General features: G+C 62.8%; 26 protein-coding genes. 13 read left to right on the top strand and 13 right to left on the bottom strand.

Going from position 1 to position 25,376, the window contains the following annotated elements:
• Positions 1-12 precede the first annotated feature (12 nt).
• Positions 13-570 carry an NAD(P)H nitroreductase gene (locus Q9451_RS10110; protein ID WP_012273589.1) on the bottom strand — a complete coding sequence of 186 codons (558 nt, stop codon included), beginning with the start codon at positions 568-570 and terminating at the stop codon, positions 13-15.
• Between the two features lie 102 nt (positions 571-672).
• On the opposite strand from Q9451_RS10110, the gene Q9451_RS10105 reads away from it, so the two are divergent.
• Positions 673-2,127, top strand: a complete 1,455-nt coding sequence (locus Q9451_RS10105; protein WP_012273590.1) for a TrkH family potassium uptake protein — start codon at positions 673-675, stop codon at positions 2,125-2,127.
• Here Q9451_RS10105 and Q9451_RS10100 read toward each other — a convergent pair.
• The gene (locus tag Q9451_RS10100; protein WP_060492938.1) at positions 2,084-3,145 is read right to left on the bottom strand and encodes an AraC family transcriptional regulator; all 1,062 of its coding nucleotides are present in this window, start codon (positions 3,143-3,145) and stop codon (positions 2,084-2,086) included. The genes Q9451_RS10105 and Q9451_RS10100 overlap by 44 nt on opposite strands.
• A gap of 153 nt (positions 3,146-3,298) precedes the next feature.
• Here Q9451_RS10100 and Q9451_RS10095 point away from each other — a divergent pair, with 153 nt between their 5' ends.
• Positions 3,299-3,610 carry a DUF962 domain-containing protein gene (locus Q9451_RS10095; protein ID WP_012273592.1) on the top strand — a complete coding sequence of 104 codons (312 nt, stop codon included), beginning with the start codon at positions 3,299-3,301 and terminating at the stop codon, positions 3,608-3,610.
• 53 nt (positions 3,611-3,663) lie between these two features.
• Here Q9451_RS10095 and Q9451_RS10090 read toward each other — a convergent pair whose 3' ends face one another.
• The gene (locus Q9451_RS10090; RefSeq protein WP_012273593.1) at positions 3,664-4,476 is read right to left on the bottom strand and encodes a UDP-2,3-diacylglucosamine diphosphatase; all 813 of its coding nucleotides are present in this window, start codon (positions 4,474-4,476) and stop codon (positions 3,664-3,666) included.
• 127 nt (positions 4,477-4,603) lie between these two features.
• Here Q9451_RS10090 and Q9451_RS10085 point away from each other — a divergent pair, with 127 nt between their 5' ends.
• Both Q9451_RS10085 and Q9451_RS10080 read left to right on the top strand, forming a co-directional pair.
• Positions 4,604-5,371, top strand: a complete 768-nt coding sequence (locus Q9451_RS10085) for an AraC family transcriptional regulator (protein WP_012273594.1) — start codon at positions 4,604-4,606, stop codon at positions 5,369-5,371.
• A 100-nt stretch (positions 5,372-5,471) separates the two neighbouring features.
• Positions 5,472-6,362: a DMT family transporter gene (locus Q9451_RS10080; RefSeq protein ID WP_012273595.1), complete on the top strand. Its 891-nt coding sequence runs from the start codon at positions 5,472-5,474 to the stop codon at positions 6,360-6,362.
• Here Q9451_RS10080 and Q9451_RS10075 read toward each other — a convergent pair whose 3' ends face one another.
• The gene (locus Q9451_RS10075; protein WP_003259082.1) at positions 6,363-6,644 is read right to left on the bottom strand and encodes a SelT/SelW/SelH family protein; all 282 of its coding nucleotides are present in this window, start codon (positions 6,642-6,644) and stop codon (positions 6,363-6,365) included.
• 67 nt (positions 6,645-6,711) lie between these two features.
• On the opposite strand from Q9451_RS10075, the gene Q9451_RS10070 reads away from it, so the two are divergent.
• The gene (locus tag Q9451_RS10070; protein WP_012273596.1) at positions 6,712-8,898 is read left to right on the top strand and encodes a patatin-like phospholipase family protein; all 2,187 of its coding nucleotides are present in this window, start codon (positions 6,712-6,714) and stop codon (positions 8,896-8,898) included.
• Between the two features lie 33 nt (positions 8,899-8,931).
• Here the strand turns inward: Q9451_RS10070 and Q9451_RS10065 are convergent, their stop codons facing one another.
• The gene (locus Q9451_RS10065; protein WP_012273597.1) at positions 8,932-9,369 is read right to left on the bottom strand and encodes a MarR family transcriptional regulator; all 438 of its coding nucleotides are present in this window, start codon (positions 9,367-9,369) and stop codon (positions 8,932-8,934) included.
• A 150-nt stretch (positions 9,370-9,519) separates the two neighbouring features.
• Entirely contained in the window at positions 9,520-11,667 is a 2,148-nt protein-coding gene (recQ, locus tag Q9451_RS10060) for a DNA helicase RecQ (protein WP_012273598.1), read from the bottom strand.
• Positions 11,668-11,913: 246 nt separating this feature from the next.
• Between recQ and Q9451_RS10055 the strand changes: the two genes are divergently transcribed.
• The 3 genes from Q9451_RS10055 (at position 11,914) to Q9451_RS10045 (ending at position 14,544) form a co-directional block, all read left to right on the top strand.
• A complete protein-coding gene (locus Q9451_RS10055) occupies positions 11,914-12,501 on the top strand; it encodes a YecA family protein (protein WP_012273599.1) in 588 nt (195 codons plus the stop codon).
• A gap of 7 nt (positions 12,502-12,508) precedes the next feature.
• Entirely contained in the window at positions 12,509-12,874 is a 366-nt protein-coding gene (locus tag Q9451_RS10050; protein ID WP_012273600.1) for a YbaN family protein, read from the top strand.
• A gap of 311 nt (positions 12,875-13,185) precedes the next feature.
• Complete coding sequence (locus tag Q9451_RS10045) at positions 13,186-14,544, top strand: TolC family outer membrane protein (RefSeq protein ID WP_012273601.1); 1,359 nt, start codon at positions 13,186-13,188, stop codon at positions 14,542-14,544.
• A gap of 42 nt (positions 14,545-14,586) precedes the next feature.
• Here Q9451_RS10045 and Q9451_RS10040 read toward each other — a convergent pair whose 3' ends face one another.
• The 3 genes from Q9451_RS10040 to Q9451_RS10030 all read right to left on the bottom strand — a co-directional run bounded on the left by Q9451_RS10040 (position 14,587) and on the right by Q9451_RS10030 (position 17,847).
• Positions 14,587-15,186 (bottom strand): DTW domain-containing protein, encoded by a 600-nt coding sequence (locus tag Q9451_RS10040; RefSeq protein ID WP_012273602.1) that lies wholly within the window; start codon positions 15,184-15,186, stop codon positions 14,587-14,589.
• Between the two features lie 64 nt (positions 15,187-15,250).
• Positions 15,251-16,816, bottom strand: a complete 1,566-nt coding sequence (locus Q9451_RS10035; RefSeq protein ID WP_012273603.1) for a PAS domain-containing methyl-accepting chemotaxis protein — start codon at positions 16,814-16,816, stop codon at positions 15,251-15,253.
• Between the two features lie 137 nt (positions 16,817-16,953).
• Entirely contained in the window at positions 16,954-17,847 is an 894-nt protein-coding gene (locus Q9451_RS10030) for a LysR family transcriptional regulator (protein WP_012273604.1), read from the bottom strand.
• Positions 17,848-18,072: 225 nt separating this feature from the next.
• Between Q9451_RS10030 and speB the strand changes: the two genes are divergently transcribed.
• The gene (gene speB, locus Q9451_RS10025) at positions 18,073-19,023 is read left to right on the top strand and encodes an agmatinase (RefSeq protein ID WP_041166556.1); all 951 of its coding nucleotides are present in this window, start codon (positions 18,073-18,075) and stop codon (positions 19,021-19,023) included.
• Positions 19,024-19,299: 276 nt separating this feature from the next.
• The gene (locus Q9451_RS10020; protein ID WP_012273605.1) at positions 19,300-20,679 is read left to right on the top strand and encodes a sodium:solute symporter; all 1,380 of its coding nucleotides are present in this window, start codon (positions 19,300-19,302) and stop codon (positions 20,677-20,679) included.
• 86 nt (positions 20,680-20,765) lie between these two features.
• On the opposite strand, the gene Q9451_RS10015 is transcribed toward Q9451_RS10020, so the two are convergent.
• Positions 20,766-20,894: a PA1414 family protein gene (locus Q9451_RS10015; RefSeq protein WP_009683677.1), complete on the bottom strand. Its 129-nt coding sequence runs from the start codon at positions 20,892-20,894 to the stop codon at positions 20,766-20,768.
• A 124-nt stretch (positions 20,895-21,018) separates the two neighbouring features.
• Positions 21,019-21,912, bottom strand: coding sequence for a LysR family transcriptional regulator (locus Q9451_RS10010; protein ID WP_012273606.1), 894 nt, complete (start codon positions 21,910-21,912; stop codon positions 21,019-21,021).
• A gap of 106 nt (positions 21,913-22,018) precedes the next feature.
• On the opposite strand from Q9451_RS10010, the gene Q9451_RS10005 reads away from it, so the two are divergent.
• Positions 22,019-23,179 carry an MFS transporter gene (locus Q9451_RS10005; protein ID WP_012273607.1) on the top strand — a complete coding sequence of 387 codons (1,161 nt, stop codon included), beginning with the start codon at positions 22,019-22,021 and terminating at the stop codon, positions 23,177-23,179.
• Here Q9451_RS10005 and Q9451_RS10000 read toward each other — a convergent pair.
• Both Q9451_RS10000 and Q9451_RS09995 read right to left on the bottom strand, forming a co-directional pair.
• Positions 23,148-24,074: a DMT family transporter gene (locus Q9451_RS10000; protein WP_012273608.1), complete on the bottom strand. Its 927-nt coding sequence runs from the start codon at positions 24,072-24,074 to the stop codon at positions 23,148-23,150. The genes Q9451_RS10005 and Q9451_RS10000 overlap by 32 nt on opposite strands.
• Positions 24,075-24,179: 105 nt before the next feature.
• Positions 24,180-24,575 carry a hypothetical protein gene (locus Q9451_RS09995; protein WP_012273609.1) on the bottom strand — a complete coding sequence of 132 codons (396 nt, stop codon included), beginning with the start codon at positions 24,573-24,575 and terminating at the stop codon, positions 24,180-24,182.
• A 176-nt stretch (positions 24,576-24,751) separates the two neighbouring features.
• Here Q9451_RS09995 and Q9451_RS09990 point away from each other — a divergent pair, with 176 nt between their 5' ends.
• On the top strand, positions 24,752-25,054 hold the full coding sequence (locus Q9451_RS09990; protein ID WP_012273610.1) for a type II toxin-antitoxin system RelE/ParE family toxin: 303 nt from the start codon (positions 24,752-24,754) through the stop codon (positions 25,052-25,054).
• Entirely contained in the window at positions 25,047-25,340 is a 294-nt protein-coding gene (locus Q9451_RS09985; RefSeq protein WP_012273611.1) for an addiction module antidote protein, read from the top strand. Before Q9451_RS09990 ends, Q9451_RS09985 begins: the two co-directional genes overlap by 8 nt.
• Positions 25,341-25,376 lie beyond the last annotated feature (36 nt).

The following is a 25,376-nucleotide window of genomic DNA, read 5'->3' as shown; positions in this document are numbered from 1 at the left end:
CCTGAAGGCGGTTTATTCGCCCCAGGCACTGACAAAATCAGCAGTTTCCAGCACCGGCGCAGTGCGTGGCTCGGTCAACGGCGTACCGACATACAGGTAACCGATCAACTCTTCATTCTCGGCCAACCCCAGCCCCTTGTGCACATGGGCATCAAAAGCCATGTCCCCGGTGCGCCACACCGCCCCGACGCCTTGCGCATGCGCGGCGATCAGAATGCCGTGCGCCGCACAGCCCGCAGCCAGGCGCTGCTCGGACTTGGGCACCTTGAAGTGGTCCTGCAACTTGGCGATGACCACGATCAGCAACGGTGCCCGCAGGGGCATGGCACGAGCCTTGTCCAGTGCCGCCTGGCTGGCATCACCTTTGTGCTGCACGGCTTCGGCGAACAGCTCGCCGAGTTTCTCGCGGCCCTGGCCTTCGATGGTAAGGAAACGCCATGGCCGCAGCTGGCCATGGTCCGGGGCACGCAGGGCGGCCTGGAACAGCGCCTCGCGTTGAGCGGCATTGGGCGCCGGGTCGGTCAGGCGTGGCACGGAAACACGGTTGAGCAATGCGTCGAGAGCCTCCATCGGCTACCCTCCTGGCAGTTGAATGTGCGGCCATTCTAGCGTTTACATCACCAGACCCATAGGTAGAATGGCGCCCTTCCGTTTCGAGTCAGAGCAGATCACATGGCGTTGCCGACCTTAAGGATCATTGGTTTCATCATCGGCATCTTCCTGATTACCCTGGCCGTGGGCATGGCCGTGCCCATGGCTACCCTGGTGATCTTCGAGCGTACCGGTGACATGCCGTCGTTCCTCTGGTCGAGCCTGATCACCTTCATCGCAGGCCTTGCCCTGGTAATACCGGGGCGCCCGGAGCATGTACACCTGCGCCCGCGCGACATGTACCTGCTGACGGTCAGCAGTTGGCTGGTGGTGTGCGTGTTCGCCGCGCTGCCGTTCCTGCTGACTCAGCACATCAGTTACACCGACGCCTTCTTCGAAAGCATGTCAGGCATTACCGCCACAGGCGCCACCGTGCTCAGCGGGCTCGATAGCATGTCACCGGGTATCCTGATGTGGCGCTCGATGCTGCACTGGCTCGGCGGTATCGGCTTCATCGCCATGGCGGTGGCAATCCTGCCACTGCTGCGTATCGGTGGCATGCGCCTGTTCCAGACCGAATCGTCCGACCGCTCGGAAAAGGTCATGCCGCGCTCGCACATGGTCGCCAAATCGATCGTGGGGGTTTACGTCGGTTTCTCCATCCTGGGTTCGCTGGCCTTCTGGTGGGCGGGCATGAGCCCGTTCGATGCGATCAACCATGCCATGTCGGCGATCTCCACCGGCGGTTTCTCCACCTCCGACCAATCCTTGGCGAAATGGGATATCCCCGCCGTGCACTGGGTTGCGGTGGTGGTGATGATCATGGGCAGCCTGCCGTTCACCCTTTACGTGGCCACCCTGCGCGGCAACCGCAAGGCGCTGATCCGCGACCAGCAGGTGCAAGGGTTGCTGGGCATGTTGGTGGTCACCTGGCTGGTGTTGGGCACCTGGTACTGGTACAGCACCAACCTGCACTGGCTCGACGCCCTGCGCCACGTCGCACTGAACGTGACCTCGGTGGTCACCACCACCGGTTTCGCCCTGGGTGACTACAGCCTGTGGGGCAATTTTTCGCTGATGCTGTTCTTCTACCTGGGCTTCGTTGGCGGCTGCTCCGGCTCGACCGCGGGCGGCATCAAGATTTTCCGCTTCCAGGTGGCCTATATCCTGCTCAAGGCCAGCCTCAACCAGCTGATTCACCCGCGTGCGGTGATCAAGCAGAAATACAACGGCCATCGCCTCGACGAAGACATCGTGCGTTCGATCCTGACGTTCTCGTTCTTCTTCGCCATCACCATCTGCGTCATGGCCTTGCTGCTGTCGTTGCTGGGCGTGGACTGGATGACTGCACTGACCGGCGCCGCTGGCACGGTTTCGGGTGTGGGGCCGGGCCTGGGTGAAGTGATCGGCCCTTCGGGTAACTACGCCACGCTGCCTGACGCGGCCAAGTGGATCTTGGCGGCCGGCATGCTGCTTGGCCGCCTGGAAATCATCACGGTGCTAGTGTTGTGCATGCCGGCGTTCTGGCGTCATTGACCACTTCGGCTTCGGTGCCCAGGCGGGCGCGGTACTCGCTGGGTGTGGCGTCGAACCAGCGGCGGAACGCCCGATAGAAGTTGCTGGGGTCGGCGAAGCCGAGCAGGTAGGCGGCCTCAAGCAAAGTCATGCCCGGCTGCGCCAGGTACTGTTCGGCCAGCTCGCGGCGGGTATCGTCAAGCAGGGTCTGGAAGCTGGTGCCCTCCTCCTGCAGCCGCCGCTGCAAGGTCCGCTGCGACAGGTGCAGGGCCTGGGCCAGGGTTTCACGCTTCGGTTCACCCTGCGGCAGAATGCGGCACAACACCTGGCGCACCCGGTGGGTTACCCGGCTTTCGGAGAAACGTGCCAGGTACTCCCCGGCAAACCGGTCGTGCAGCACCGCCATGGCCTCGTTGGCGGTAGGCAGCGGGGCTTCCATGTCGGCCCGCTCGAACACCAGGGCATCGTGTGGCGCGCCGAAAACCAGCGGCGAATGGAACGCCACCTTGTACGGCTCGACGTTCTTTGGCTGCGGCCCTTGCACCAATACCCGCCGCGGCTGCACCGGCCGGCCACTGAGCCATTTGCACAGCGCCAATGCGCAGGCCAGCGACGCTTCGGCACTGTGCCGGGTCGGCGGCAGGTGGTCACCGTGGACGGTCAGGATCAGCGAGTAGCCCTCGGCGCCAAGGACAAAACTGAGGTCGGAGCTTTCGGCAATGATGCGCTGGTAGCGCACCAGGCGTTCGAAGCCCTCGGCCAAGGTGCGGCTGGACATCAACGCATAGCCCACCACATGGAACGACGCCGGGCGCACCACCCGCGCCATGTTCAGACCGATGGCCTCGTTGCCTGACAGTTCCACTGCCAGCTGCCATAGCCGGGTCATGGAGTCTTGCGGAAAACGTGCATCCGGGTCGTCGAGTGCGGCAAAGTCCAGCCCTAGCTGCTTGAACATGGCCCGGCAATCCAGCCCCTCCAGTTCAAGTGCCTTCACAATCCCTGATGCCCAACTGGCTGACGTGGTTCTTTCGCTCATGACAGGCTTCTTTTACCGACCGCTCCTGCGGTGAACCCCAAGGATACTCATTTGGCGCCTATTGTCACTGGTAGGCCCCGTCAGTCACTCTAGACTCGAATCAGGCTCCACGCCGTGCATCTTGTCCAGAAGTATTAATCCCGGAGCACCGCCATGAACAGCAAAGCGCAGTTTCGCAGTTTTGCCGAGTTCTATCCTTACTACCTGGGGGAGCACAGCAACCCCACCTGCCGCCGCCTGCACTTCGTCGGCACCAGCCTGGTGATCGCGCTGCTGGCCTACACCATTGGCAGTGGCAAATGGTTGCTGCTGCTGGCCGTGCCGGTGTTCGGCTATGGCTTTGCCTGGGTCGGGCACTTTTTTTTCGAAAAGAACCGGCCAGCGACCTTTACCTATCCGCTGTACAGCCTGGCCGGTGATTTCGTGATGTTCCGGGATATCCTGCTGGGCAAGATCCGGCTGTAGGCGCGGCCTTGTGCCGCGAAAGGGCTGCAAAGCAGCCCCATGGCCCTCACGCCCTACACCGGCTCGCGCACCACCGCAGCCGCCTGCGCCTCGCGCGCCTGAGCCTCAGCCAGCCGGTACAGTTCGATACTGCCATCCCAATGTTCGATCAGCGCCGTGCATGACTCCACCCAATCCCCGCAATTGAGGTAGTCCACCTCCCCCACCTTGCGGATCTCGGCATGGTGGATGTGCCCACACACCACCCCATGAAAACCGCGCCGTGTGCACTCGTGGGCAATGGCATCCTCGAAGTCGCTGATGAAATTCACCGCACCTTTCACCTTGTGCTTGAGGTACGCCGACAGCGACCAGTACCCATAGCCGTACCGCGCCCGCCAGTGGTTGAGCCAACGGTTGAGCACCAGGGTGAACTCGTAGGCACGGTCGCCCAGAAACGCCAACCAGCGGTGGTAACGGGTAATCACGTCGAACTGGTCGCCATGGATCACCAGCAGTCGACGGCCATCGGCGGTCAAGTGTTCGGCCTCGTCCACCAGCTGAATGTTGCCCAGAATCAGCTTTGAATAGCGGCGCAGGAACTCGTCATGGTTGCCCGTGACGTAGATCACCTCGGTGCCGCGCTTGCTCATGGTCAGCAGCCGGCGGATCACGTTGGTGTGGGCCTGCGGCCAGTAGATCCCACCACGCAGCTTCCAGCCATCGATGATATCGCCCACCAGATAGACGCGGTCGGCCTGGTAGCCCTTGAGGAACCGCGACAGGTGTCCGGCCTGGCAGTCGCGGGTGCCCAGGTGCACGTCGGAGATCCACAGGGTACGCACGCGTTGCTTGCGCGAGGGACGAGACAGTTCGGCATGGGTCATGGGCAGGCTCCGGCGCAGTTTGCTGGAGACTGGCAGGCAGGCATGACAGCGCCATGGCAAAACGGTGACGAGTGATGGCGTGCGGGGTTTGAGGCACAATGAGCGCCTGCCCTGCGAGGAAGCCCCCATGACCGCCGGCCCGATCCTCTCGCTGCGCCATTACCGCGACAGCCTGATCGCCCACAGCCACGAACACCCGCAACTGGTGTTCGGCCTGCGCGGCCGCCTGGAGTTCGAGGTCCAGGGGCAAGGCGCCGGGATCGACCGGCAGGGGCTGATCGTGGTACCGGCGGGCGCGCATCACACCTGCGCCAGCGATGGCGGCAGCCACTGCCTGGTGTTGGATGTGCCTGGGGAGCGCTGGCTGCACGAGCAACTGGGCGAGCATGCCGATGCCAGCCGCCGCCTGCTCGACCGCCCTGCCGCGCTGGGCCTGGACGACCGTCAGCAGCAGTTGGTGGACTGGCTGGCGGCCAGCCCCATGGACGACCCGTTGATCGCCCGGCAAGGCGCAGCGCTGTTACTGGCCAGCCTGAATCCAACGGCGGCTGCCAACGTTCGGGCCAGCCAGCGCTTACCTTATGCCGCGTTCGATACCCATATCGAGCAACAGGCTGCCTACCCGTTGCAGGTCGCCGACCTGGCGCGCATTGCCGGGCTGTCCAGTGCCCGGCTGCATGCGCGCTTTACCGCCGAGTGCGGGATGACACCGATGGACTACATTCGCCAGCGACGCTTGCTCAAGGCACGGCGGCTGGTGGTGCAGACTTCGTTACCCATGGGTGAGATTGCAGCGCAGGTGGGGTATAGCTCACAGAGTGCGTTTTCGGCAGCGATGTTGCGGGCGTTCGGTTGTACGCCTTTGGCGTTGCGGCGAGAGCCCGGCGACAATTGACAGCAGTCTTGCGACAGAAATCGTTGGCCTGTGGTTTTACACTTTGCCTGTGCTGCGAAGAGGCCGGCACAGCCAATAGAGATTTTGAGCAAGGACTACCATGAACCACCGCACAGCCCTAGGCGCCCTGCACATTGGCGCGCTGTTTTTCGGCCTTACCGGCGTCTTCGGCAAGCTGGCCGCCAGCGCCAGCCCGGCAATCATCGTCTTTGGCCGCGCCGCCTTCGCCGTGCTCGCCCTGGCTCTGTTCGCCAGCCTGGCCGGCCCGGGCTGGCAACGCCTCAGCGGCCAGGACGCACGCCGCCTGCTGCTCGGCGGTGTGCTGCTGGCCGGCCACTGGGTCAGTTTCTTCATCGCCGTCAAAGTCGGCGGCGTGGCCATCGCCACCCTCGGTTTCGCCAGTTTCCCGGCCTTCACCGTGATCCTCGAAGGCCTGCTGTTCCGCGAGCGTATCCGCCGCAACGAAACCGTATTGGTCGTGCTGGTCAGCCTCGGCCTGGTACTGGTCACGCCGGCATTCGACCTGGCCAGCGAAGCCACTGGCGGCCTGCTCTGGGCACTGCTCTCGGGCCTGCTGTTCTCGCTGCTGTCACTCACCAACCGGGCCGGCTCCGGCCGTTTGCCTGCGGTACAGGCAGCGCTGTGGCAGAACCTGGTAGTGGGCCTGTGCCTGCTGCCGTTCGCGGCCCCTGGCCTGGGCGGCGTAGCCCCCGTGGACTGGCTGTGGATCGCCCTGCTCGGCGTCTTCTGCACCGGCGTTGCGCACAGCCTGTTCGTCGCCAGCCTGGCAGTGATCAAGGCGCGCACGGCCGCCGTGGTGTTCGGCATGGAGCCGGTCTACGGGATTGCCGTGGCGTGGGCGGTGTTCGCCGAAACCCCCACCGTGCGCATGCTGCTGGGCGGCGCACTGATCATCTTCGCCATCGTGCTGTCCAGCCGCCTGGCTGCCGAGCAACCGCCCAGGCAGCGGCCACTGCCCGAGGGGGCTTGATCAGCGGTCGTTGTGGCCAAGGTCACGCTGTGGGTCGATCTGGTCGCGCACCCGCTGCTTCAATACCTTGGCCTCGGGGAAACCACCGTCGGCCTTGCGCTCCCAGATCTGCACGCCATTGCAGGTGATGCGGAAGATGCCGCCGGTGCCCGGCTCCAGCGCTACCCGGCCCAGGTCGTCGGCAAAGGTGCTGAGCAGTTCCTGGGCCAGCCAGGCAGCACGCAGCAGCCACTGGCACTGGGTGCAATAGGTGATAACGATTTCCGGCTTGCTGTCGGCCATGGTGAAACATCTCCAGGTAAGGGGCCGCTTATACTAGCGGTCTTTAGCCCACGGTTTGAGACTCACGATGCGCCGTTTGCTGTTCTGTTTTCTGCTTGCCCTCACCACGCTTGCGGCAACCGCCGCCGAACCTGCCAGGCCCAAGGTCGGCCTGGTACTGTCGGGTGGTGCGGCCCGTGGCCTGGCTCACATCGGCGTGCTCAAGGCGCTGGAAGAACAGGGTGTGCGCATCGACGCCATCGCCGGCACCAGCATGGGCGCAGTGGTCGGCGGGTTGTACGCCTCGGGCTACAGTGTCGAAGAGCTGGAAAAGCTCGCCACCACCCTGGACTGGCAACAGGCGCTGTCCGATGCCCCGCCACGCAAGGACGTGCCGTTTAGGCGCAAGCAGGATGACCGCGACTTCCTGGTCAAACAGAAGCTCAGCTTTCGTGACGACGGCAGCCTGGGCCTGCCACTGGGGGTAATCCAGGGCCAGAACTTGTCACTGCTGCTGGAAAGCAAACTGGCGCACACCGCCGACACCCGCGACTTCGACAAGCTGCCTATCCCCTTCCGCGCCGTGGCCACCGACATCGCCAGTGGCGAAAAAGTAGTGTTTCGCCGCGGCCACCTGCCACAGGTCATTCGCGCCAGCATGTCGATCCCTGCCGTGTTCGCCCCGGTCGAGCTGGACGGCCGACTGCTGGTGGACGGTGGCATGGTCGACAACATTCCGGTCGACGTGGCCCGCGAAATGGGCGTGGACCTGGCCATCGTGGTCGACATCGGCACCCCACTGAAGGATCGCAAGCAATTACTGACCGTGGTCGACGTGCTCAACCAGTCGATCACCCTGATGACCCGGCGCAACTCGGAAGAACAACTGGCCAGCCTGCACCGCGACGACATCCTCATCCAACCATCGCTGACCGCCTTCGGCGTGACCGATTTTGGCCGCGCCAGGGACATGATCGACGCCGGTTACCGCGCCACCCGCCTGCTCGACCCTCGCCTGGCTGCCCTGCGCCAGCCCGAAGGCGACAGCAGCCTGGCCGTGGCCCGCTCGCCGCGCCAGCGCACACCGGTGATCACCGCGATCCGAATCGAGAACGACTCCAAGGTCAGCGACGACGTGATTCGCTCGTACATCCGCCAACCGATCGACGCGCCGTTGGAGCTGGACCGCCTGCAGACCGACATGGGTACGCTGTACGGCCTGGATTACTTCGACCGGGTGCAGTACCGCGTGGTGCACAAGGGCGACGACAACACCCTGGTGATCAACGCCCGTGGCCGGCGCGGCGGCACCGACTACCTGCGTCTGGGCCTTAACCTGTCCGATGACCTGCGTGGCGACAGCGCCTTCAACCTGGGTGCCAGCTACCGGGTCAACGGCATCAACAGCCTCGGCGCAGAATGGCTGACCCGTGGCCAGATCGGCGACCAGCAAGAGCTGTACAGCGAGTTCTACCAACCGCTGGACGTGGGCTCGCGCTACTTTGTCGCGCCTTACCTGGATTTCAGCTCGCAGAACATCGAAGCCACCCTGGACAACGACCCGGTCGCCGAATACCGCCTGGAGCGCTACGGCTTTGGCCTGAACGTGGGCCGGCAGATCGGCACCAGCGGTGAAGTGCGCCTGGGCGTGGGCAAGGCCTGGGGCGAGGCCGAGGTGCGCATCGGCGACCAGGACCTGCCCAAAGTCAGTTTCAACGAAGGCTTCTACGAGCTGAAGTACTCGTTCGACACCCTCGACAACGTGTACTTCCCGCACCGAGGCGAGGACATCGGCCTGACCTTGCGCAAATACGACAAGTCGCTGGACTCCGACCAGGATTACCGGCAGTGGCTGTTCAACCTGGACAAGGCGATCAGCAGTGGGCCGAACACCTTCGTGCTGGGCGGTCGCTATGGGCGCACGCTGGATGACACCGAAGTGGTGACGTCGAGCTTCGTGATGGGCGGAGCGCGAGAGCTGTCAGGCTTTCGCCAGGACTCGGTGTCGGGGCAGAACGTGAGCCTGCTGCGCATGGTCTACTACCGCCGCTTGACGCCAAGGGCCTATGTGCCGCTGGACTTCCCGTTGTACATCGGCGGGTCGCTGGAGCGTGGGCGGGCATGGAACAACGACAACGAGTTCGACAGTGGGTACATCAATGCGGCGAGCATCTTCCTGGGGCTGGAGACGCCGTTGGGGCCGTTGAACTTCACCTACGGCACCAACAGTGCGCATGAGCATGCGGTGTATCTGAACCTGGGGCATACCTTCTGATTTTTTGGGGCTGCGTTGCAGCCCCAAGGGCCTTCAGGACTTCTCGAGGTTGGCCAGAATCTTCGCATGCACCCGCATGCAAACTTGCAATTCTGCCTCATCCACGCCGGTAAACAGTTCCACCCGCAGTTGATTGGCGATGGTCTCGATCTGGTCGATCAGTGGCTTGGCCGGGGGGCACAGCAAGATCTTCTTGGCCCGCCGGTCTTCTACCACTGCTTGCCGGCGCACCAACCCTTGCGCCTCCAGGCTGTCGAGCAGACGCGCCAGGGTCGGGCCTTCAACGCCCACGCTCTGGGCCAACTCACGCTGGGTCGGGGCTTCTTCGAAACGGGCCAGGTGCAGCAACACCAGCCAGCGCGCCTGGGACAGGTTGAGCCCGGCCAGGCGGCGGTCCAGTTCGGCGCGCCAACCCCGGGACATCTGGGCCAGCTGCATGCCGAAGCGGTGTTGGTTGTCGGTCAGGGGCATAAGTAACTCATTGAGTAGATCTAATTATTAGGCAGCTAACCATGCCCTGCCCCACGAGGCAAGGCTCGGTCCTGCTTACTTGTTCGATAATCGTCAAAAAGCATGACAAAGGTCAGCAGATGGCGCTTCTGCCTTCGATCCTGCCTGCGTTTACAGTTCGAATTCCGCCGCCAGCGCCGCGCGCACGCAATACAGCACGCCCTCCGGCACCCGGGCCCCGAACTGCGGCGCAATGGCCGACACCGGCGGCAACTCGCCCTCGCCATCCAGGAACGCGTCCTGCACTTCCATCATCAGGTCTTCCGGCAGGTCGATGGCTTGCTCCAGGCTCAGCTCCTGGCGGCCCAGTGCCTCGGCCAGCAGGCTATAGACGTTCTTCTCGCTGCAGTTGAGCTGCCCGGCGATCTGCGCCGGGGTCATGCCGGCTCGGGCCAGGCTGACCAGTTCGTGGCGCAGGTCGAGCACCACTTTCGGTGCCTCTTCGGTGCCGCCACTGTTGTTCAGTACTTCGAGGAACGCCTGGCCATAGCGCTCCAGCTTGCGCGCGCCCACACCGCTTACCTGGGCCATGTCGCTGAGGCTGACCGGCTGGCTGCGCAGCATTTCCAGCAGCGTCGAATCGGGGAAGATGACATACGGCGGCACGCTGTGCTCCTCGGCCAACTTGCGCCGCAACGTGCGCAACGCTTCCCACAGTTCGCGCTCTTCGGCACGCACCAGCTGGCTGGCCGGGCTGCCGCCGCTGGACGACGAGGCCTTGGCCGTGGTCTGCGGCTTGAGGTCACGGCGCAGTTGCAAGGTCACCTCGCCGCGCAGCAGTGGCCGGCAGCTGTCGGACAGGCGCAGGCCGCCGTAACCTTCCAGGTCGATGTCGACCAGGCCGCGCGCCACCAACTGACGGAACAGCGAACGCCATTCGACCTCGGCCAGGCCCTTGCCAACGCCGAATACCGACAGCTTCTCGTGGCCGAAATTGCGCACCTTCTCGTTGTCCTTGCCCAGCAGTACATCGACCAGATGGCCGACACCATAGCGCTGGCCGGTGCGGAACACCGCCGACAGCGCCTGGCGCGCCGGCTCGGTAGCGTCCCAAGTCTGGATGTTGTCGACACAGTTGTCGCAGTGGCCGCACGGTTGTTCGAGGGTTTCATCGAAGTAGGCCAGCAGCGACTGGCGGCGGCAGCGGGTTTCTTCGCACAGCGCCAGCATGGCGTCGAGCTTGTGCTGTTCGATGCGCTTGTGGCGCTCATCGCCTTCGGAGTTCTGCAGCATCTGCTTGAGCATCACCATGTCCTGCAGGCCATAGGCCATCCAGGCATCGGACGGCAGGCCGTCACGGCCGGCGCGGCCGGTTTCCTGGTAATAGGCCTCAAGCGATTTAGGCAGGTCGAGGTGGGCAACGAAGCGCACGTTGGGCTTGTCGATACCCATGCCGAAGGCAATGGTCGCGACCATGATCAGCCCCTCCTCGTTGAGAAAGCGGTGCTGGTTGGCCGCGCGTGTCTCGGCAGCCAGGCCGGCGTGATACGGCAGCGCCGGGAAGCCCTGCTGGCAGAGGAATGCGGCGGTTTCGTCGACCTTCTTGCGCGACAGGCAGTAAACGATACCGGCGTTGCCGCGGCGCTCGCCGAGAAAAGCCATCAACTGCTTGCGCGGCGCTTCCTTGGGCACGATGCGGTAGAAGATGTTGGGTCGGTCGAAGCTCGAGAGGAAGCGTTCGGCGCCTTGCAGGTGTAGGCGCTGGACGATTTCTTCGCGGGTGCGCATATCGGCAGTGGCAGTAAGCGCAATGCGCGGCACATGCGGGAACAGTTCGGCCAGTTGGCCCAGTTGCAGGTACTCGGGGCGGAAATCGTGGCCCCATTGCGAAACGCAGTGGGCCTCGTCGATGGCGAACAGCGAGATGTCCAGGTCACGCAGAAAATCCAGCATGCGCGGCTGCACCAGGCGCTCCGGCGCCAGGTAGAGCATTTTTACCTCGCCACGGCGCAGGCGCCCGGCCAGTTCACGCTGCTGTTCCGCGCTCAGGGTGGAATTCAGCGCGGCCGCCGAAACGCCCAGTTCGTCAAGCGTGGCGACCTGGTCGTCCATCAACGCGATCAGTGGCGAGACCACCACCGTCAGGCCCGGACGCAGCAGCCCCGGCACCTGAAAGCACAACGACTTGCCGCCGCCGGTGGGCATCAGCACCAGGGCATCGCCGCCATTGGCCACGCATTCGATGATCGCTGCCTGGCGCCCACGGAAACTGTCGTAGCCGAAGATGTCCTTGAGAACGCGCTGAGCCTGTTCGAGCATGTGCAACTCCAAATCGCCGTACCACCCTGAATACAACAGGCTGGACGAAAAACCCGCCCCGCACACGCCAAATGCGTAAGCGGTTTTTGCCAGGCGACCGGTAAAACCTGCCCCTGGATGAAAAATCGCGGAGTATACCGCAGCGCCGTCCTGCACAGGCACCACGGCGATAGACGTTCCCTTTGCCCCGCTGCCGCTGCAAGGTGCTAGAATTCGTTATCGTTTATTCCCCAAGGTAGCCCTGTAATGTCCTTCGCCGAGCAACTGACCCGCCTGCAAGCCTTCCTCGACGCCGACGAGCTGCACGAAGAAGCGCTGGACTATGTCGCCGCACACGGCTACCTCACCGCCCTGTCGATCAACGCCGAGGACGTGCCCGAGCGCGAATGGATCGACGCCCTGTTCGCCGAAGAGCCGCACTACGCCAGCGACGCCCAGCGCACCGAAATCGAAGCCACCCTGGTGGCATTGAAAGCGCACATTGCCCGCCAGCTGGCCAGCGACGAAGAATTCGACCTGCCATGCGAACTCGACCTGACCGACGAGCCGGACGATTCCGACCTGCGCGGCTGGTGCATCGGCTTCATGGAAGGCGTGTTCCTGCGTGAAGAGGCCTGGTTCGAGAACGCCGAGGAAGAAGTCAGCGAGATGCTGCTGCCGATCATGGTTGGCTCGGGCCTGTTCGATGAACAACCAGAGTTCGCCGACATTGCCAGCAACGCCAACCTGCAGGACGACATGATCGTACAGATCCCCGAGGCGCTGAGTGCATTGTTCCTGCTGCTGCACGCCCCTGACGAAAAACCGGCGCTGCTCAAGCCACGCCACCACTAAGCTGCCTATGCGCTACCTGCTGCTGGCCACCGGCTGGCTCAGCGTTGCGCTGGGGGTGTTGGGGATTTTTCTCCCGGTACTGCCCACCACCCCGTTCCTGCTATTGGCGGCGGCCTGCTTTGCCCGCAGCTCACCGCGCTTTCACCACTGGTTGGTCCATCACCCCAAGCTCGGGCCATGGATCCGTGACTACCTCAGTGGTGAAGGCATCCCCCTCAAGGGCAAGGTTTACGCCATCGGCCTGATGTGGGCCAGCATTGGCCTGTCGTGCTACCTGGTGCCGCTGTTCTGGGCGCGTACCTTCATGTTGACCAGCGCTGTACTCGTCAGTCTGTATATCCTCAAGCAAAAAACACTTCAGAAGCCAAGGTGACAATATTTTGTCGCCAAATATCACTTTCGCCTAACTGCCACCTTCTTTATCGGAAATAGTTCTGGAACCGTGTGCAAGCCTTGTAAACATTGGTTTTCAGGGCGACTAACAGCATCGTTCCGAGGGCTGTAAGTGAAATTGATTAGACAATAAAAGTCTTATATGGCAATTTGATATGAATAAATCTTCTTATCTATCGCGTTGAATGTACTTAGCTGTCTTGTTAAAAACCTGCAACACTATACGCGATAACTTTATCGTCATTTTTTTGGCGAACAGCAGGATAAATTCCAGGATCAGGGAGATGTACCATGCGCGTTTTGAACCCCATCACCAGTGCATTACTGTTGGCCCTGGCGAGTGCCAACGTACAGGCGATGTCGATCACCGAGGCCGTCCAAAGCGCCGTGGACTACCACCCACAAGTCAGCTCCAACCGTAACAGCAAGCTGTCGGCCGATGAAGACGTGAAGTTTGCGCGTGGTGGCTACTACCCTTCCGTGGACCTGGTCGCCGGCTACGGCCGCCAGCGTTCGGACAATACCACCACCCGTGCCGAGGGTAACCACAACAAGGAAACCCTCAGCTACACCCAGTCCGAGCTGCGCCTGCGGCAGATGATCTTCGACGGCTTCAACACCTCGAATGAAGTGGGCCGCACCGAGGCTGTCTCTACCTCCCGCGCCTACTACACCCAGGCTGTTGCCCAGGATGTCGCCCTGCGTGCGGTCGAGGTGTACCTGGAAGTGCTCAAGCGCCGCGAGCTGGTGACCCTGGCCAAGAACAACCTGCAAGCCCACCTGCGCGTCAACGACCAGATCGGCCTGCGTAACGAGCGCGGCGTTGGCAGCACCGCCGACCTTGACCAGTCCCGCGCCCGTCGCGCCCTGGCGGAAAACAACCTGGACACCGCCGAAGTCGACCTGGCCGATGCCGAGGCCAACTTCTTCAGCGTGATCGGCCGCGCGCCGGACGAGCTGGAAAGCCCGCAAACCATCAAGGGCGAGGTGCCTGAGAGCCTCGAGGGGGCACGCGACAGCATGCGCCAGAACAACCCTTACATCAAATCTGCACAGGCTGACGTCAATGCGGCCGAGCAGCAGTACGAAGTGGGCAAGTCGACCTTCTACCCGCGCTTCGACGCCATTCTGGCAACCGGTGCCAACAACAACACCGGCGGCGAAAAAGGCCACAACAACAACGACTGGCAAGCTGGCGTGGAGATGAACTACAACCTGTTCCGCGGCGGTAGTGACAAGGCGCGCCTGCAGTCCGACGCGCACAAGATCAACCAGGCCCTGGACATCCGCAACAACGCCCTGCGTGAGTTGACCGAGAACCTGAGCCTGGCGTGGAACGCCATGAACAATGCCAGCAAACAGCTGCCGACCGCGCGTGAATACGCCGAGACCACCAAGCGCGTACGTGCGGCCTACCAGGACCAGTTCGGCCTGGGCCAGCGTACCTTGCTGGACGTGCTGGACAGTGAGAACGAGCTGTACAACGCAGACCGCCGCTATACCGAGGTGCGTTATACCGAGGAGTTCTCGCGCTACCGCGTGCTGGCGACCATGGGTGAGTTGCTGACCAAGCAGCGTATTTCGCTGCCACCAGAGGCGCTGGCGACTACCGAAGTGCGCACTGAGGCGCGTCTGCCTGAGATGCGCTGATCGGGCTTGAATCAGCCGGGGCTGCTTTGCAGCCCCCAGCCCTCACTCGGTGCCATGGTTACGCTGGAACGTCTCCTCGCCCATGGCCCTGATCTGCCCCTCGATCAACGCTTCGAACGGCGCCAGCAGTGCATCAAAGCAAACGGGTTGCTCCAACGCGTTCAATGCTCCCACCACCGCTTCGATAGTCGACAGTGCCCCCGCCTCAGGCGCCTTGCGCAGCCGGTAACGTGAAGGCGCGACAGCCCCCAGCGTGACCCGCGGCAACCCTTCCAATAGCGGGTTCATGTACAACAACTTGCGCGCCTTGCGCCAGGTGCCGTCGGGCACGATAAGCAGCAACGGTTTGTCTTCGGCCTCACCATAAGCCGTCAGCACCCGAGCATCGTCGCCCGGAAATAGCAGGGCCGGCCGGTAACCAGGCGTCGCGAGCAAATCGCCCAAGTCGTTGAAAACCTCACCCACCCGCAACTCGGCATTGTTCAAGCCAAGGGCCGCGAGGCGCGCGGTATTCAGGGCATGGGCAGTTTCACTGGGGTGCTGCAGCAGAATCACGCGGGTATTGCTGTCGAGTGCGGGGATCAGTGGGCATAGGCAGTGGTCGAGCGGGCGCTGACAGCGCTCGCAGCGGGGTCTGGGCATGGGGTTCTCCTTGGCGGAGACAGTTTGCCACAGAACCGGGGCCCGCTTGGCGGGCCCGGCCTTCTCAGCGGTTGAACCGCTCCGCCAGGCTATGCAGGTACTCCGCCATGCGCTCCAGGTCCTGGCTGATCTGCGCGCCCTGCCTGGCCTGCCCGGCACTCTGGTCACACAGTTGGGCAATCCTCACGATCTGCTGGTTGATGTCCTCGGCCACATGGCTTTGCTGCTCCGATGCCGTCGCCATCTGCTGGCTCATGCCGGTGATGCGACTGACCGCCTGGGCAATCCCGCTCAGCGCCGCCTGCACTGCCTCGACACTGTGCACGCTGTCCCGAGAGATCTGCTCGCCCCGGCTGGCGGTGCTCACTGCCCGCTCTGCCCCGGCCCGCAAGGAGGCGATAATGTGATGAATCTCGCTGGTCGAAGCGCGGGTGCGCTGGGCCAACGAACGCACCTCATCAGCCACCACGGCAAACCCGCGCCCCTGTTCGCCGGCACGCGCCGCTTCAATGGCGGCATTAAGCGCCAGCAGGTTGGTCTGCTCGGCAATCGAGGTGATCACGTCGACCACGCTGCCTATCGACTGGGTTTGCTCTGCCAGGGCATTCACTGCCTGGCCAATGTCATTGACCGCATCGCTCATGCTGCCCATGGCTTTCAGGCTCTGCAGCGCCAGCTCGCTACCCTGCTGCGCCAATTGATCGGCATCACCCGCCGCATGCGCCGTGCTCTGCACGTTGTGGGTAACCTGCTGGATGGTGGCCGCCATTTGCGCAATGGCCGTGGCCGACTGATCGGTTTCGCTGCGCTGGCGGTCGAGCATCTGCGCCTGGGCATCGGACAGATCGGAAGATTGCGCCGCCCGCGACTTCACCCCGACCCCGGCATCCACAAGCCGGGTGAGGGCCGTTTGCAGGCGTGCTTCCTCGCTGATGATGGCCAGGTCAAGCTGGCCTTGCAGGCCTGGATTGTCGCTGTAGGTCAACGCCACCAACGGGCTGGTAAAGGCCTTGGGGTGCTCAGCCAGCGTGCGGCGGATGACCTGGTTCTGCCGGTGCTCGATCAGGTACCAGGCCAGCAGCAAGCTGGCCATCAGTACACCAAGCGCCGCATAGGGCGGTAGCCATAGGTAACCCGCCGCCGACACCAGGCCTGCGCCGATCAGTGGCCAGCCATGGCCCAGACCGTGCCCCAGGCGAGCCGCCCACGGCACCGGCCCGCGCCCATCGCGCAAGCGCGCGTACAGCGCTTCGGCACGGCGAATCTGGTCCCTTGTGGGCACCGAGCGTACTGACTCGTAGCCACTGATGCGGCCTTGTTCGTAAATCGCCGTGACGTAGGCGCTGACCCAGTAGTAATCGCCATTCTTCGCCCGGTTCTTGACCACCCCCATCCACGGCTTGCCCTGCTTGATCGTCTCCCACATATGGCCGAACACCGCCGGTGGCATATCTGGGTGGCGCACCAGGTTGTGCGGTTGGCCGACCAGCTCGTCGTAGGTAAAACCGCTGATCGCCACAAAGGCGTCATTGCAGTAGGTGATGCGGCTGTTGAGGTCCGTGGTGGAAATCAGGCGTTGATCGCTAGAGAAGGTTCTTTCGTGCTCAGTGACGGGCAAATTCATGCGCATCTTGGGCGATCCTTGCAGGATGAAATGAAGGGAAAATCATCAGCGCAAGTTGATATGTAGCAGAGCGCTATCAGGATAGCGGTCAGCTTTTGCCAGAATTTAACGCCTCCCGACGGAATGCATGAATACGTCGCATCTCAGCCCACGTTGAGTTGGCTTTTCAGCAGGTCACGGAAGGTCTGGATCAACGGTTCACGGCTACGCCCACGGCGAATGATCAGCGAGAACGGGGCCTGGTAACCGAAGGTCGACGGCGACAGCACGCGCAAGTCGCCCTTGTCGACCCAGGCCTGGGCGTAGTGCTCGGGCAAGTAGCCGATGTAGGCGCCGGAAAGGATCAGGATCAACTGCGCCTCCATACTTTCCACTGTTGCCGCGCTGTGCTTGAAGCCATGCCGGGCCAGTTCGGCCTGGCTCCAGTAGCCGCGCCCGACCATGCGCTGCTGGGTCACCACCTGCTCGGGAATGCGCCGCTCGGTGTACAGCGGATGGCGGCTGCTGCAGTACAACCAATGCTGTTCACGGTACAGCGGCTGGTAAAGCAGCCCGCTCATGCGCGAAGAAAACGCGCCGATGGCCAGGTCCAGGCGGTTGTCCTGCACACCCAGTTGCAGCTCGTAAGGGCTGGACACCGACAGATGCAGGTGCACCGCCGGGTGTTCCTGGCTATAGGCCCCGATGGCCTCGGCCAGCGGCAAGGCACGGTCGCCGACCGTGGAGTCGATCACCCCAAGATTGAGGGTGCCGCGCAACTCGCCTTTGAGGGCGGCGGCATACTGCTCGAAGCCGTCCAGCTCGGCCAGCAGGCGCAGGGTTTCCTGATGGAACAGCTCGCCCTTGCTGGTCAGGCTGAAGCCCCCACGCCCACGGTGGCACAGCACGATACCCAAAGCACCCTCCAGCTGGCTCATGTAGGTGCTGATGGCCGAGGTGGACAGGTTCAGTTCGCGCTGGGCGTTGGCAAAGCCCTGGTGGCGCACCACGCTGATGAAGATGCGCAGCAGTTTCAGGTCGGGCAGGGTCGAGGCCATGGTGCAACGGTTCCACGAGGGTATTTGCGCGCAGTCTAACCGCTCCGCCAGCCTTTAGTTCAGAAAATCCTGAACTAAGTATTTGTCGGTAGCGATTCTTCCCGGGCACTACCTTGAGCAGACTTGGCCGAAATGTCCCTGCCCGCCGGCAAAACCACACTTGAAAGGCGCGCGGCGGCACAGGTTCGAACAAACAGAACAATCGACCGACTGATGAGGCCCACCGTGGACAAGACTCTCCACCAACCACTGGGCGGCAACGAAATGCCGCGTTTCGGCGGCATCGCCACCATGCTCCGTCTCCCCCACCTGCAAAGCGCCAAAGGCCTGGATGCCGCCTTCATCGGCGTACCGTTGGACATCGGAACCTCGCTGCGCTCCGGCACCCGCTTCGGCCCACGGCAGATCCGCGCCGAGTCGGTGATGATCCGCCCCTACAACATGGCCACCGGTGCCGCCCCGTTCGACTCGCTGTCGGTAGCCGACATCGGTGACGTGGCAATCAACACCTTCAACCTGCTGGACGCCGTGCGCATCATCGAAGAGGCGTATGACGAGATCGTCGAGCACAACGTCATCCCCATGACCCTGGGTGGCGACCACACCATCACCCTGCCAATCCTGCGTGCGCTGCACAAGAAGCACGGCAAGATCGGCCTGGTACACATCGACGCCCACGCCGACGTCAACGACCACATGTTCGGCGAGAAGATCGCCCACGGCACCACCTTCCGCCGCGCCGTGGAAGAAGGCCTGCTCGATTGCGACCGCGTGGTACAGATCGGCCTGCGCGCCCAGGGCTATACCGCCGACGACTTCAACTGGAGCCGCCGCCAGGGTTTCCGTGTGGTCCAGGCCGAAGAATGCTGGCACAAGTCGCTGGAACCTTTGATGGCCGAAGTGCGGGAAAAAGTCGGCGGCGGCCCAGTGTACCTGTCGTTCGACATCGACGGCATCGACCCGGCCTGGGCACCCGGCACCGGTACCCCGGAAATCGGCGGCTTGACCACCATCCAGGCGATGGAGATCATTCGCGGCTGCCACGGCCTGGACCTGATCGGCTGTGACCTCGTCGAAGTCTCCCCGCCTTACGACACCACCGGCAACACCTCGCTGCTCGGTGCCAACCTGTTGTTCGAGATGCTCTGCGTGCTACCAGGCGTCGTGCGCCGCTGACCGACGGCCCTTTGTAGGAGCGGCCTTGTGTCGCGATCGGGCCGCAAAGCGGCCCCCGGTTTGTGGCCGTGATGCATAGATTGCCGGGGCCGCTCTGCGGCCCAATCGCGACACAAGGCCGCTCCTACAAAAGAGCTGGCAGTACTTGCAATACCCCGGCAGGAGCCATGAGGGAGGGCCACAGAGGCCCGCCAACAACACGACAAGACCGCCGGGCGCCGTGAACCCGCCCGCGTGATCGATCTCGCCATAATAAAGATAATCGGGAGACCCCCAATGGCCTTGGACATCATTGTTGTAATGATCTACACCGCCGGCATGCTCGGGCTGGGCTGGTACGGCATGCGACGCGCGAAAACCCATGAAGACTACCTGGTAGCCGGGCGCAACCTCGGCCCGGTGCTGTACATGGGTACCATGGCCACCACCGTGCTCGGTGGCGCTTCTACCGTTGGCACTGTGCGCCTGGGCTACGTTCACGGCATTTCCGGTTTCTGGCTGTGCGCAGCCCTGGGCCTGGGCATCATCGCCATCAACCTGTTCCTGGCCAAACCGTTGCTGCGCCTGCGCATCTTCACCGTGACCCAGGTGCTTGAGCAACGCTACAACCCTACCGCACGTCAGGCCAGCGCCGTGATCATGCTGGCTTACGCGCTGATGATCGGCGTCACCTCGACCCTGGCCATGGCCACCGTATTGCAAGTGCTGCTGGACTTGCCGTTCTGGGCTTCGCTGCTGCTCGGCGGCGGTGTGGTGGTGCTGTATTCGACCATTGGCGGCATGTGGTCGCTGACCCTGACCGACATCGTCCAGTTCGTGATCAAGACCGTCGGCCTGATGTTCATCCTGCTGCCGGTGTGCCTGTACAAGGCCGGTGGTTGGGACACCCTGGTGGCCAAATTGCCAGCGGCCAGCTTCCAGCTGACCACCATTGGCTGGGACACCATCGTTACCTACTTCCTGATCTACTTCTTCGGCATTCTCATCGGCCAGGACATCTGGCAGCGTGTATTCACTGCTCGCGATGAAAAGGTCTGCCAGCGTGCCGGCACCGTCGCCGGTGTGTACTGTGTGGTGTACGGCCTGGCTTGCGCTGCCATCGGCATGGCGGCACATGTGCTGATGCCCGACCTGGCCAACCCGAACAACGCCTTTGCCGAGATGATCAAGAGCACCCTGCCCGATGGCATCCGTGGCCTGCTGATGGCCGCAGCACTGGCAGCCATGATGTCCACCGCCAGTGCCGGCCTGCTGGCCGCTTCGACCACTGTGACCGAAGACCTGCTGCCCAAGCTGCGTGGCGGCAAGCAATCGAGCCTGGGGCTCAGCCGCCTGTTCACCCTGCTCACCGGCCTGGTGGTGCTGGGCATCGCGCTGATGGTGAACGATGTGATCAACGCCCTGACCCTGGCCTACAACCTGCTGGTCGGCGGCATGCTGATCCCGCTGATCGGGGCAATCTTCTGGAAACGTGCGACCACTGCCGGTGCGATTGCCAGCATGTCGCTGGGCTTTGCCACTGCGCTGCTGTTCATGTTCAAGGACGGGCTGGAGGCCAATACACCGATCTACTACAGCCTGGCGATTGGCTTGGTGAGTTTTGTGGTGGTTAGCCTGATGTCGCGCAAACCAGTCGGTGCAGTGAATCTGGCCTGATAGATATCGCCTGCACTGGCAATAGACAATCAGCAGACACTAAAAGGCCGCTGCACCCACCCAGGTGCAGCGGCCTTTGTCTTTAATCAGCGACGACGCGGTTGGCGCTTGCGCTGCTCTTCATCAGTCGGGATCGGCACCGGCTGCAAGGGTGGTGGAATCAGCCCCAAGGCGACCGCCAGGTCGTGGAGCCAGTTTGACAGTGGTTTATTCATAATGCCCCCTTGACGGGTCAACCTCACGGCGAATCAATCCTGCGATGCTTCATACAGATCATAGCCCGATGTCCTGTATTACGCATGCCTCTGCTCCTACAGATAAGGGCCATTTTGACGCGGATCAAGCCGTGGCGGCGCATTCCGACGACTGGCTAATCGTTTCGCTTTGTTGCAGGTCGATCCATGCCTGCAGATTAGCCCCGCGCATCCCTTGACGCCACATAAGCCAGGTAACCGCCTGGTCGAACGGCGCCTGCAGCGGGTGTACCCTCACCCGGTCGCGCCCGGGCAGGCTGTCGAGCATCGACTGGGCCATCATCGCCACACCCGCACCGGCGATTACACAGGCCAGCATGCTCTGGTACGACTCGATCTCCATCACCCGGCCCATCGGCGTATGGGCATGGGCATACCACGCCTCCAGACGCATGCGGTACGAGCAGCCCTGACGGAAGGTGAACACCGCCTTGCCTGCCACGTCCTTGGCAGTATGCACCGCCGGGTGCTCGGGGCTGGTGATCAGCACCAGTTGCTCATCGCACAGCGGCACGCCATCCAGCCCGGCCAGGTTCAGCGGCCCATCCACCAGAGCGGCATCCAGGCGGTGGCTGAGCAGGCCTTCGAGCAGCTCGCCGCTGGGTGCGGCGCGCACTTGCAGGTTCACTGCCGGGTATGCCTGGTGATAACGCGCCAGCAATGCCGGCAGATGGGTCGCCGCCGTGCTGTACATGGTCCCAAGCACGAAGTCCCCGGCCGGCTCACCGCCTCGCACGGCAGCCAGCGCCTCGTCGCGCAGGGCCGACATGCGGTGGGCATAGTCCAGAAGCACCTTGCCCGCAGGCGACAGCTGCAAACGCTGGCGTTCGCGCAGGAACAGCTCGACACCCAGTTGCTCCTCAAGCTGGCGCAAACGTGTCGAGAGGTTCGATGGCACCCGGTGCAAGCGTTCGGCGGCACGGGTGACCGAGCCTTCCTCGGCTACGGCTTGAAAGATACGCAGTTGGCTGAACTCCACAGCATTCTCCAAAACAGAACAACTTGATCATCATTATTCAATTTTATTGAAAATAAAATCGCCCTAACCTGCCAACCATCGCTTACATCCGTGCAGGAGACCTGTCATGTCGCCACTCATTCAACTGCTGGCCAGCGCCGTGGCGCTGATGATGGCCATGGGCATCGGCCGTTTCGCCCTCACCCCGCAATTGCCACAACTGATTGCCGAAGGCCAGTTCGACCTGACAGTCGCAGGGCTGGTGGCGGCGGCCAACTACCTGGGCTATTTCATAGGCGCGGTGGACGCCATGTTCGCTCGCTCGCCAGGCCAGGTGCGTCTGCGCCTGCATGGCGGGCTGTGGTTGTGCGTGCTGTTGACACTGGCCTCCTGGGCTGCCGAAGGCTTCTGGGGCCACCTGCTGCTGCGCTTTGGCACCGGCGTGGCCAGTGCCTGGGTGCTGGTGATGATCACCAGCCTCAGCCAACAGGTGGCCAATGCCCACAACCGCCAACGGCTAGGTGCCCTGGTGTTTGCAGGGCCCGGCCTGGGCATCGCCGTGACGGGGCTGTTGGCACTGGTGGCGCATCTGTTGGGGCTGGGCTCGGCAGCACTGTGGCTGATCTATGCCGTGGCTGCACTGGTGATGCTGCTGGCCGTGCGGCCTTGGCTGCCACGGTCGCTGCAAGCCGCGCCAGCTCCGTTGCCAGAGCAGCAAGGCCCGACCCGCAGCGGCGGCATTGGCCGCCTGGGGCTGGTGTATGCACTGTATGGCGTGGGTTACATCCTGCCGGCCACCTTCCTGTCACAGATGGCCAATCAGCAATTTCGCGGGCAGTGGCTGGCCGACCTGTTCTGGCCGGCGTTCGGCCTGGCGGCGGCGCTGGGTGTGCTGTTGGTGAGCCTGCGCCGTGGCAGTAGCACCGCGCGCTGGCTCGCGGCCACCCTGTGGTTGCAAGGGCTGGGCGTGCTGGCCTGCCTGATGGGCGGAGGCATCGGGTTGGCGCTGGGTGTAGTGCTGTGCGGCGGGCCATTCCTGGCCTGCATGCAATTGGTGATGCAGCGCTCGCGGGAGCTGGCACCACATGCCACCCAGCGCAATGCCGGGCTGCTGACCGCGTGCTTTGCCCTGGGGCAGTTGAGCGGGCCGTTGCTTGCGGCGCTCAGCAGCCATTACAGCGGCGGGCTGCAGCCGGCGCTGATGCTGGCTGCAGGCGGGTTGGTAGTGGCCGGGGGGCTAGTGCGAATGGCCCGTACTACCCTACAAACCGCCGCAACTGCTGCTTAACCCAAGGCTCGGCACTCACCAGAATCACCCCCAGCAGCACCATCAACGCCCCAACCACAAAATTCACGCTCAGTGGCTCATCGAGCAGCAATACACCAAACGTCACCCCGAACAGCGGGGTAATGAACGAAAACACCGCCAAGTTCGACGCCAGGTATTTGCGCAGCAACCAGAACCAGGTGAGATAGCTGATGAACGACACCACAATCCCTTGGAACAGCACGCTGCCCATCGCCAGCGGCGTCAGCGACACCGCGCCGATCTGCCCGCTGAGCAGGGCAATCAACAGCAGCCCGGCAAAACCGACCGCCAACTGATAGAACAGGGTCAAGGTGGCTGGCGCCTCCGAAAGCCGTGAACAGCGCACCACCACCGTGGTCGCGCCCCAGGCCAGCCCGGCGATCACGCCAAACGCATCACCCAACAGGGTACGGCCATCCATGTGTTCGAACGACATGCCACCGGCAAAGGCCATGGCGATACCACCGAAGGCCAGCAAAATGCCCACCCACTGCAGCAGCCGCAGGCGTTCGCTGGGTAGCCGAAAATGCAGGCCCAATGCGGTAAATACGGGCGCGGTATAGAGGAACACCGACATATGCGCCGCCGAAGTCAGTTTCAGGCCCTCGGCAATGAACAGGAACTCCACGCCGAACAGCCCGCCTGCCACCAGCCCGGCGCGCCAGGTGCTGCCGACCTGCTCCCAACCGCCACGCCAGCACAGCATCAGGCCCACCAGCACGGCAGCGATACCGTTGCGCAGCGCAGCCTGCATCACCGGGGCGATGTCGACAGCAGCGGTCTTGATCAGCACCTGCTGGCAACCCCAGATCAGGCACAGCCCCAGCATCACCTGGAATGCAAAGGCGTCTGGGTTCTTGCGGACCGCGCTCATAAGCGGGCCTCTGGGATCGTCGTGGGCATGGGCAAGGCTCGGCAGCGTTCAGAAGCTACCGATTATCGGGTTTCCAGCGCCGCACTTGCCAGCCTTAAAACGACATCAAGCAATCTGTGCCTTCGCAGATACCCGTTCGAACGTCGCTTCGTCCAAGGCATCTTCCTGCTCATCCAGCACTTGGCGCGGGTGCTCGAAGCCGGGGATGCTGCTGTCGATCAGGCTCATCAAGCGCGAACCGCGTTCGGTCAGCACGAAGTTTTCTCCATTGCCGCCGTCGTCTTCGTGCCGGCTCTCGATAAAGCCACGCTCGAACAGCAGCTTTTCATACTCGCAGGCGCGGGTTTTCAGGTGGTCCAAGTCGCCCAGTGGCTCACCCTTGGCGGCCAATGCGGCGGCGTGCTGCTCGGCATAGGGGCGGGGCGTGAAGCTGTGACCGGCGCCATTCTGCACTTCGTGCAGCAAGCGTTCGATCAGGTCCCAGTCGTAGGCGATGCTCATGGTGATGGGCTCCTGCTGTGGACGGAAGGGGTACACATTTTGGGACCTGCCGGTGAGGACGGTGTTCCGAAAAATGAACGCTGGAAGAAATGCCATTGCTAGAAGCCGCTTAGGCGGCAACAGGCAGAAACCATTTGCTGACTTGCCGCCTGTAGTTTATAAACTACATTCACTCGATGAAGAAAATCGAATCCAGCAGTTTCAGACATTGGGTGACCGGCCTGCGGGACAGCAGCGCCAGAGCCCGCATCATTTCTCGGATCAACCGGTTAATGGAGGGTTTACCTGGCGACGTATCTCCGGTTGGCCATGGCGTCAGTGAACTCAGGATTTACTACGGGCCTGGCTACCGGGTGTACTTCCATCAGACGGGCAACACTTTCGTCATTCTGTTATGTGGCGGCGACAAAAGCAGCCAACAGCGTGACATCAAGGCAGCCCACCAGATTCTGCGTTCGTGGAGGATGCAAAATGACTGAAACCTTTTCCGAATTCGACCCCGCCGAGTACCTCACAACGCCCGAAGCAATCGCGCAGTTCATGACCGACGCACTTGAGACTGGCGATGCCGGCTATGTTGCCAAAGCGGTTGGCGTGGTGGCCCGTGCAAAGGGCATGAGCGAACTGGCCAAAGAAACTGGCCTGTCTCGCGAACAGCTCTACCGCTCTTTCAGCGAGCACGGCAACCCGACCCTGAAGTCGTTCCTGACCGTAATGAAGGCATTAGGCATAGACATGACGGCGCGCCCCCACCTTGCTGGCTGAGTGACTGTTTCCGCCATCGGTCGTTAACGCTGAACT

The organism is Pseudomonas sp. NY8896, from assembly GCF_039634505.1.
This window is presented reverse-complemented; position numbering and strand designations above follow the sequence as displayed.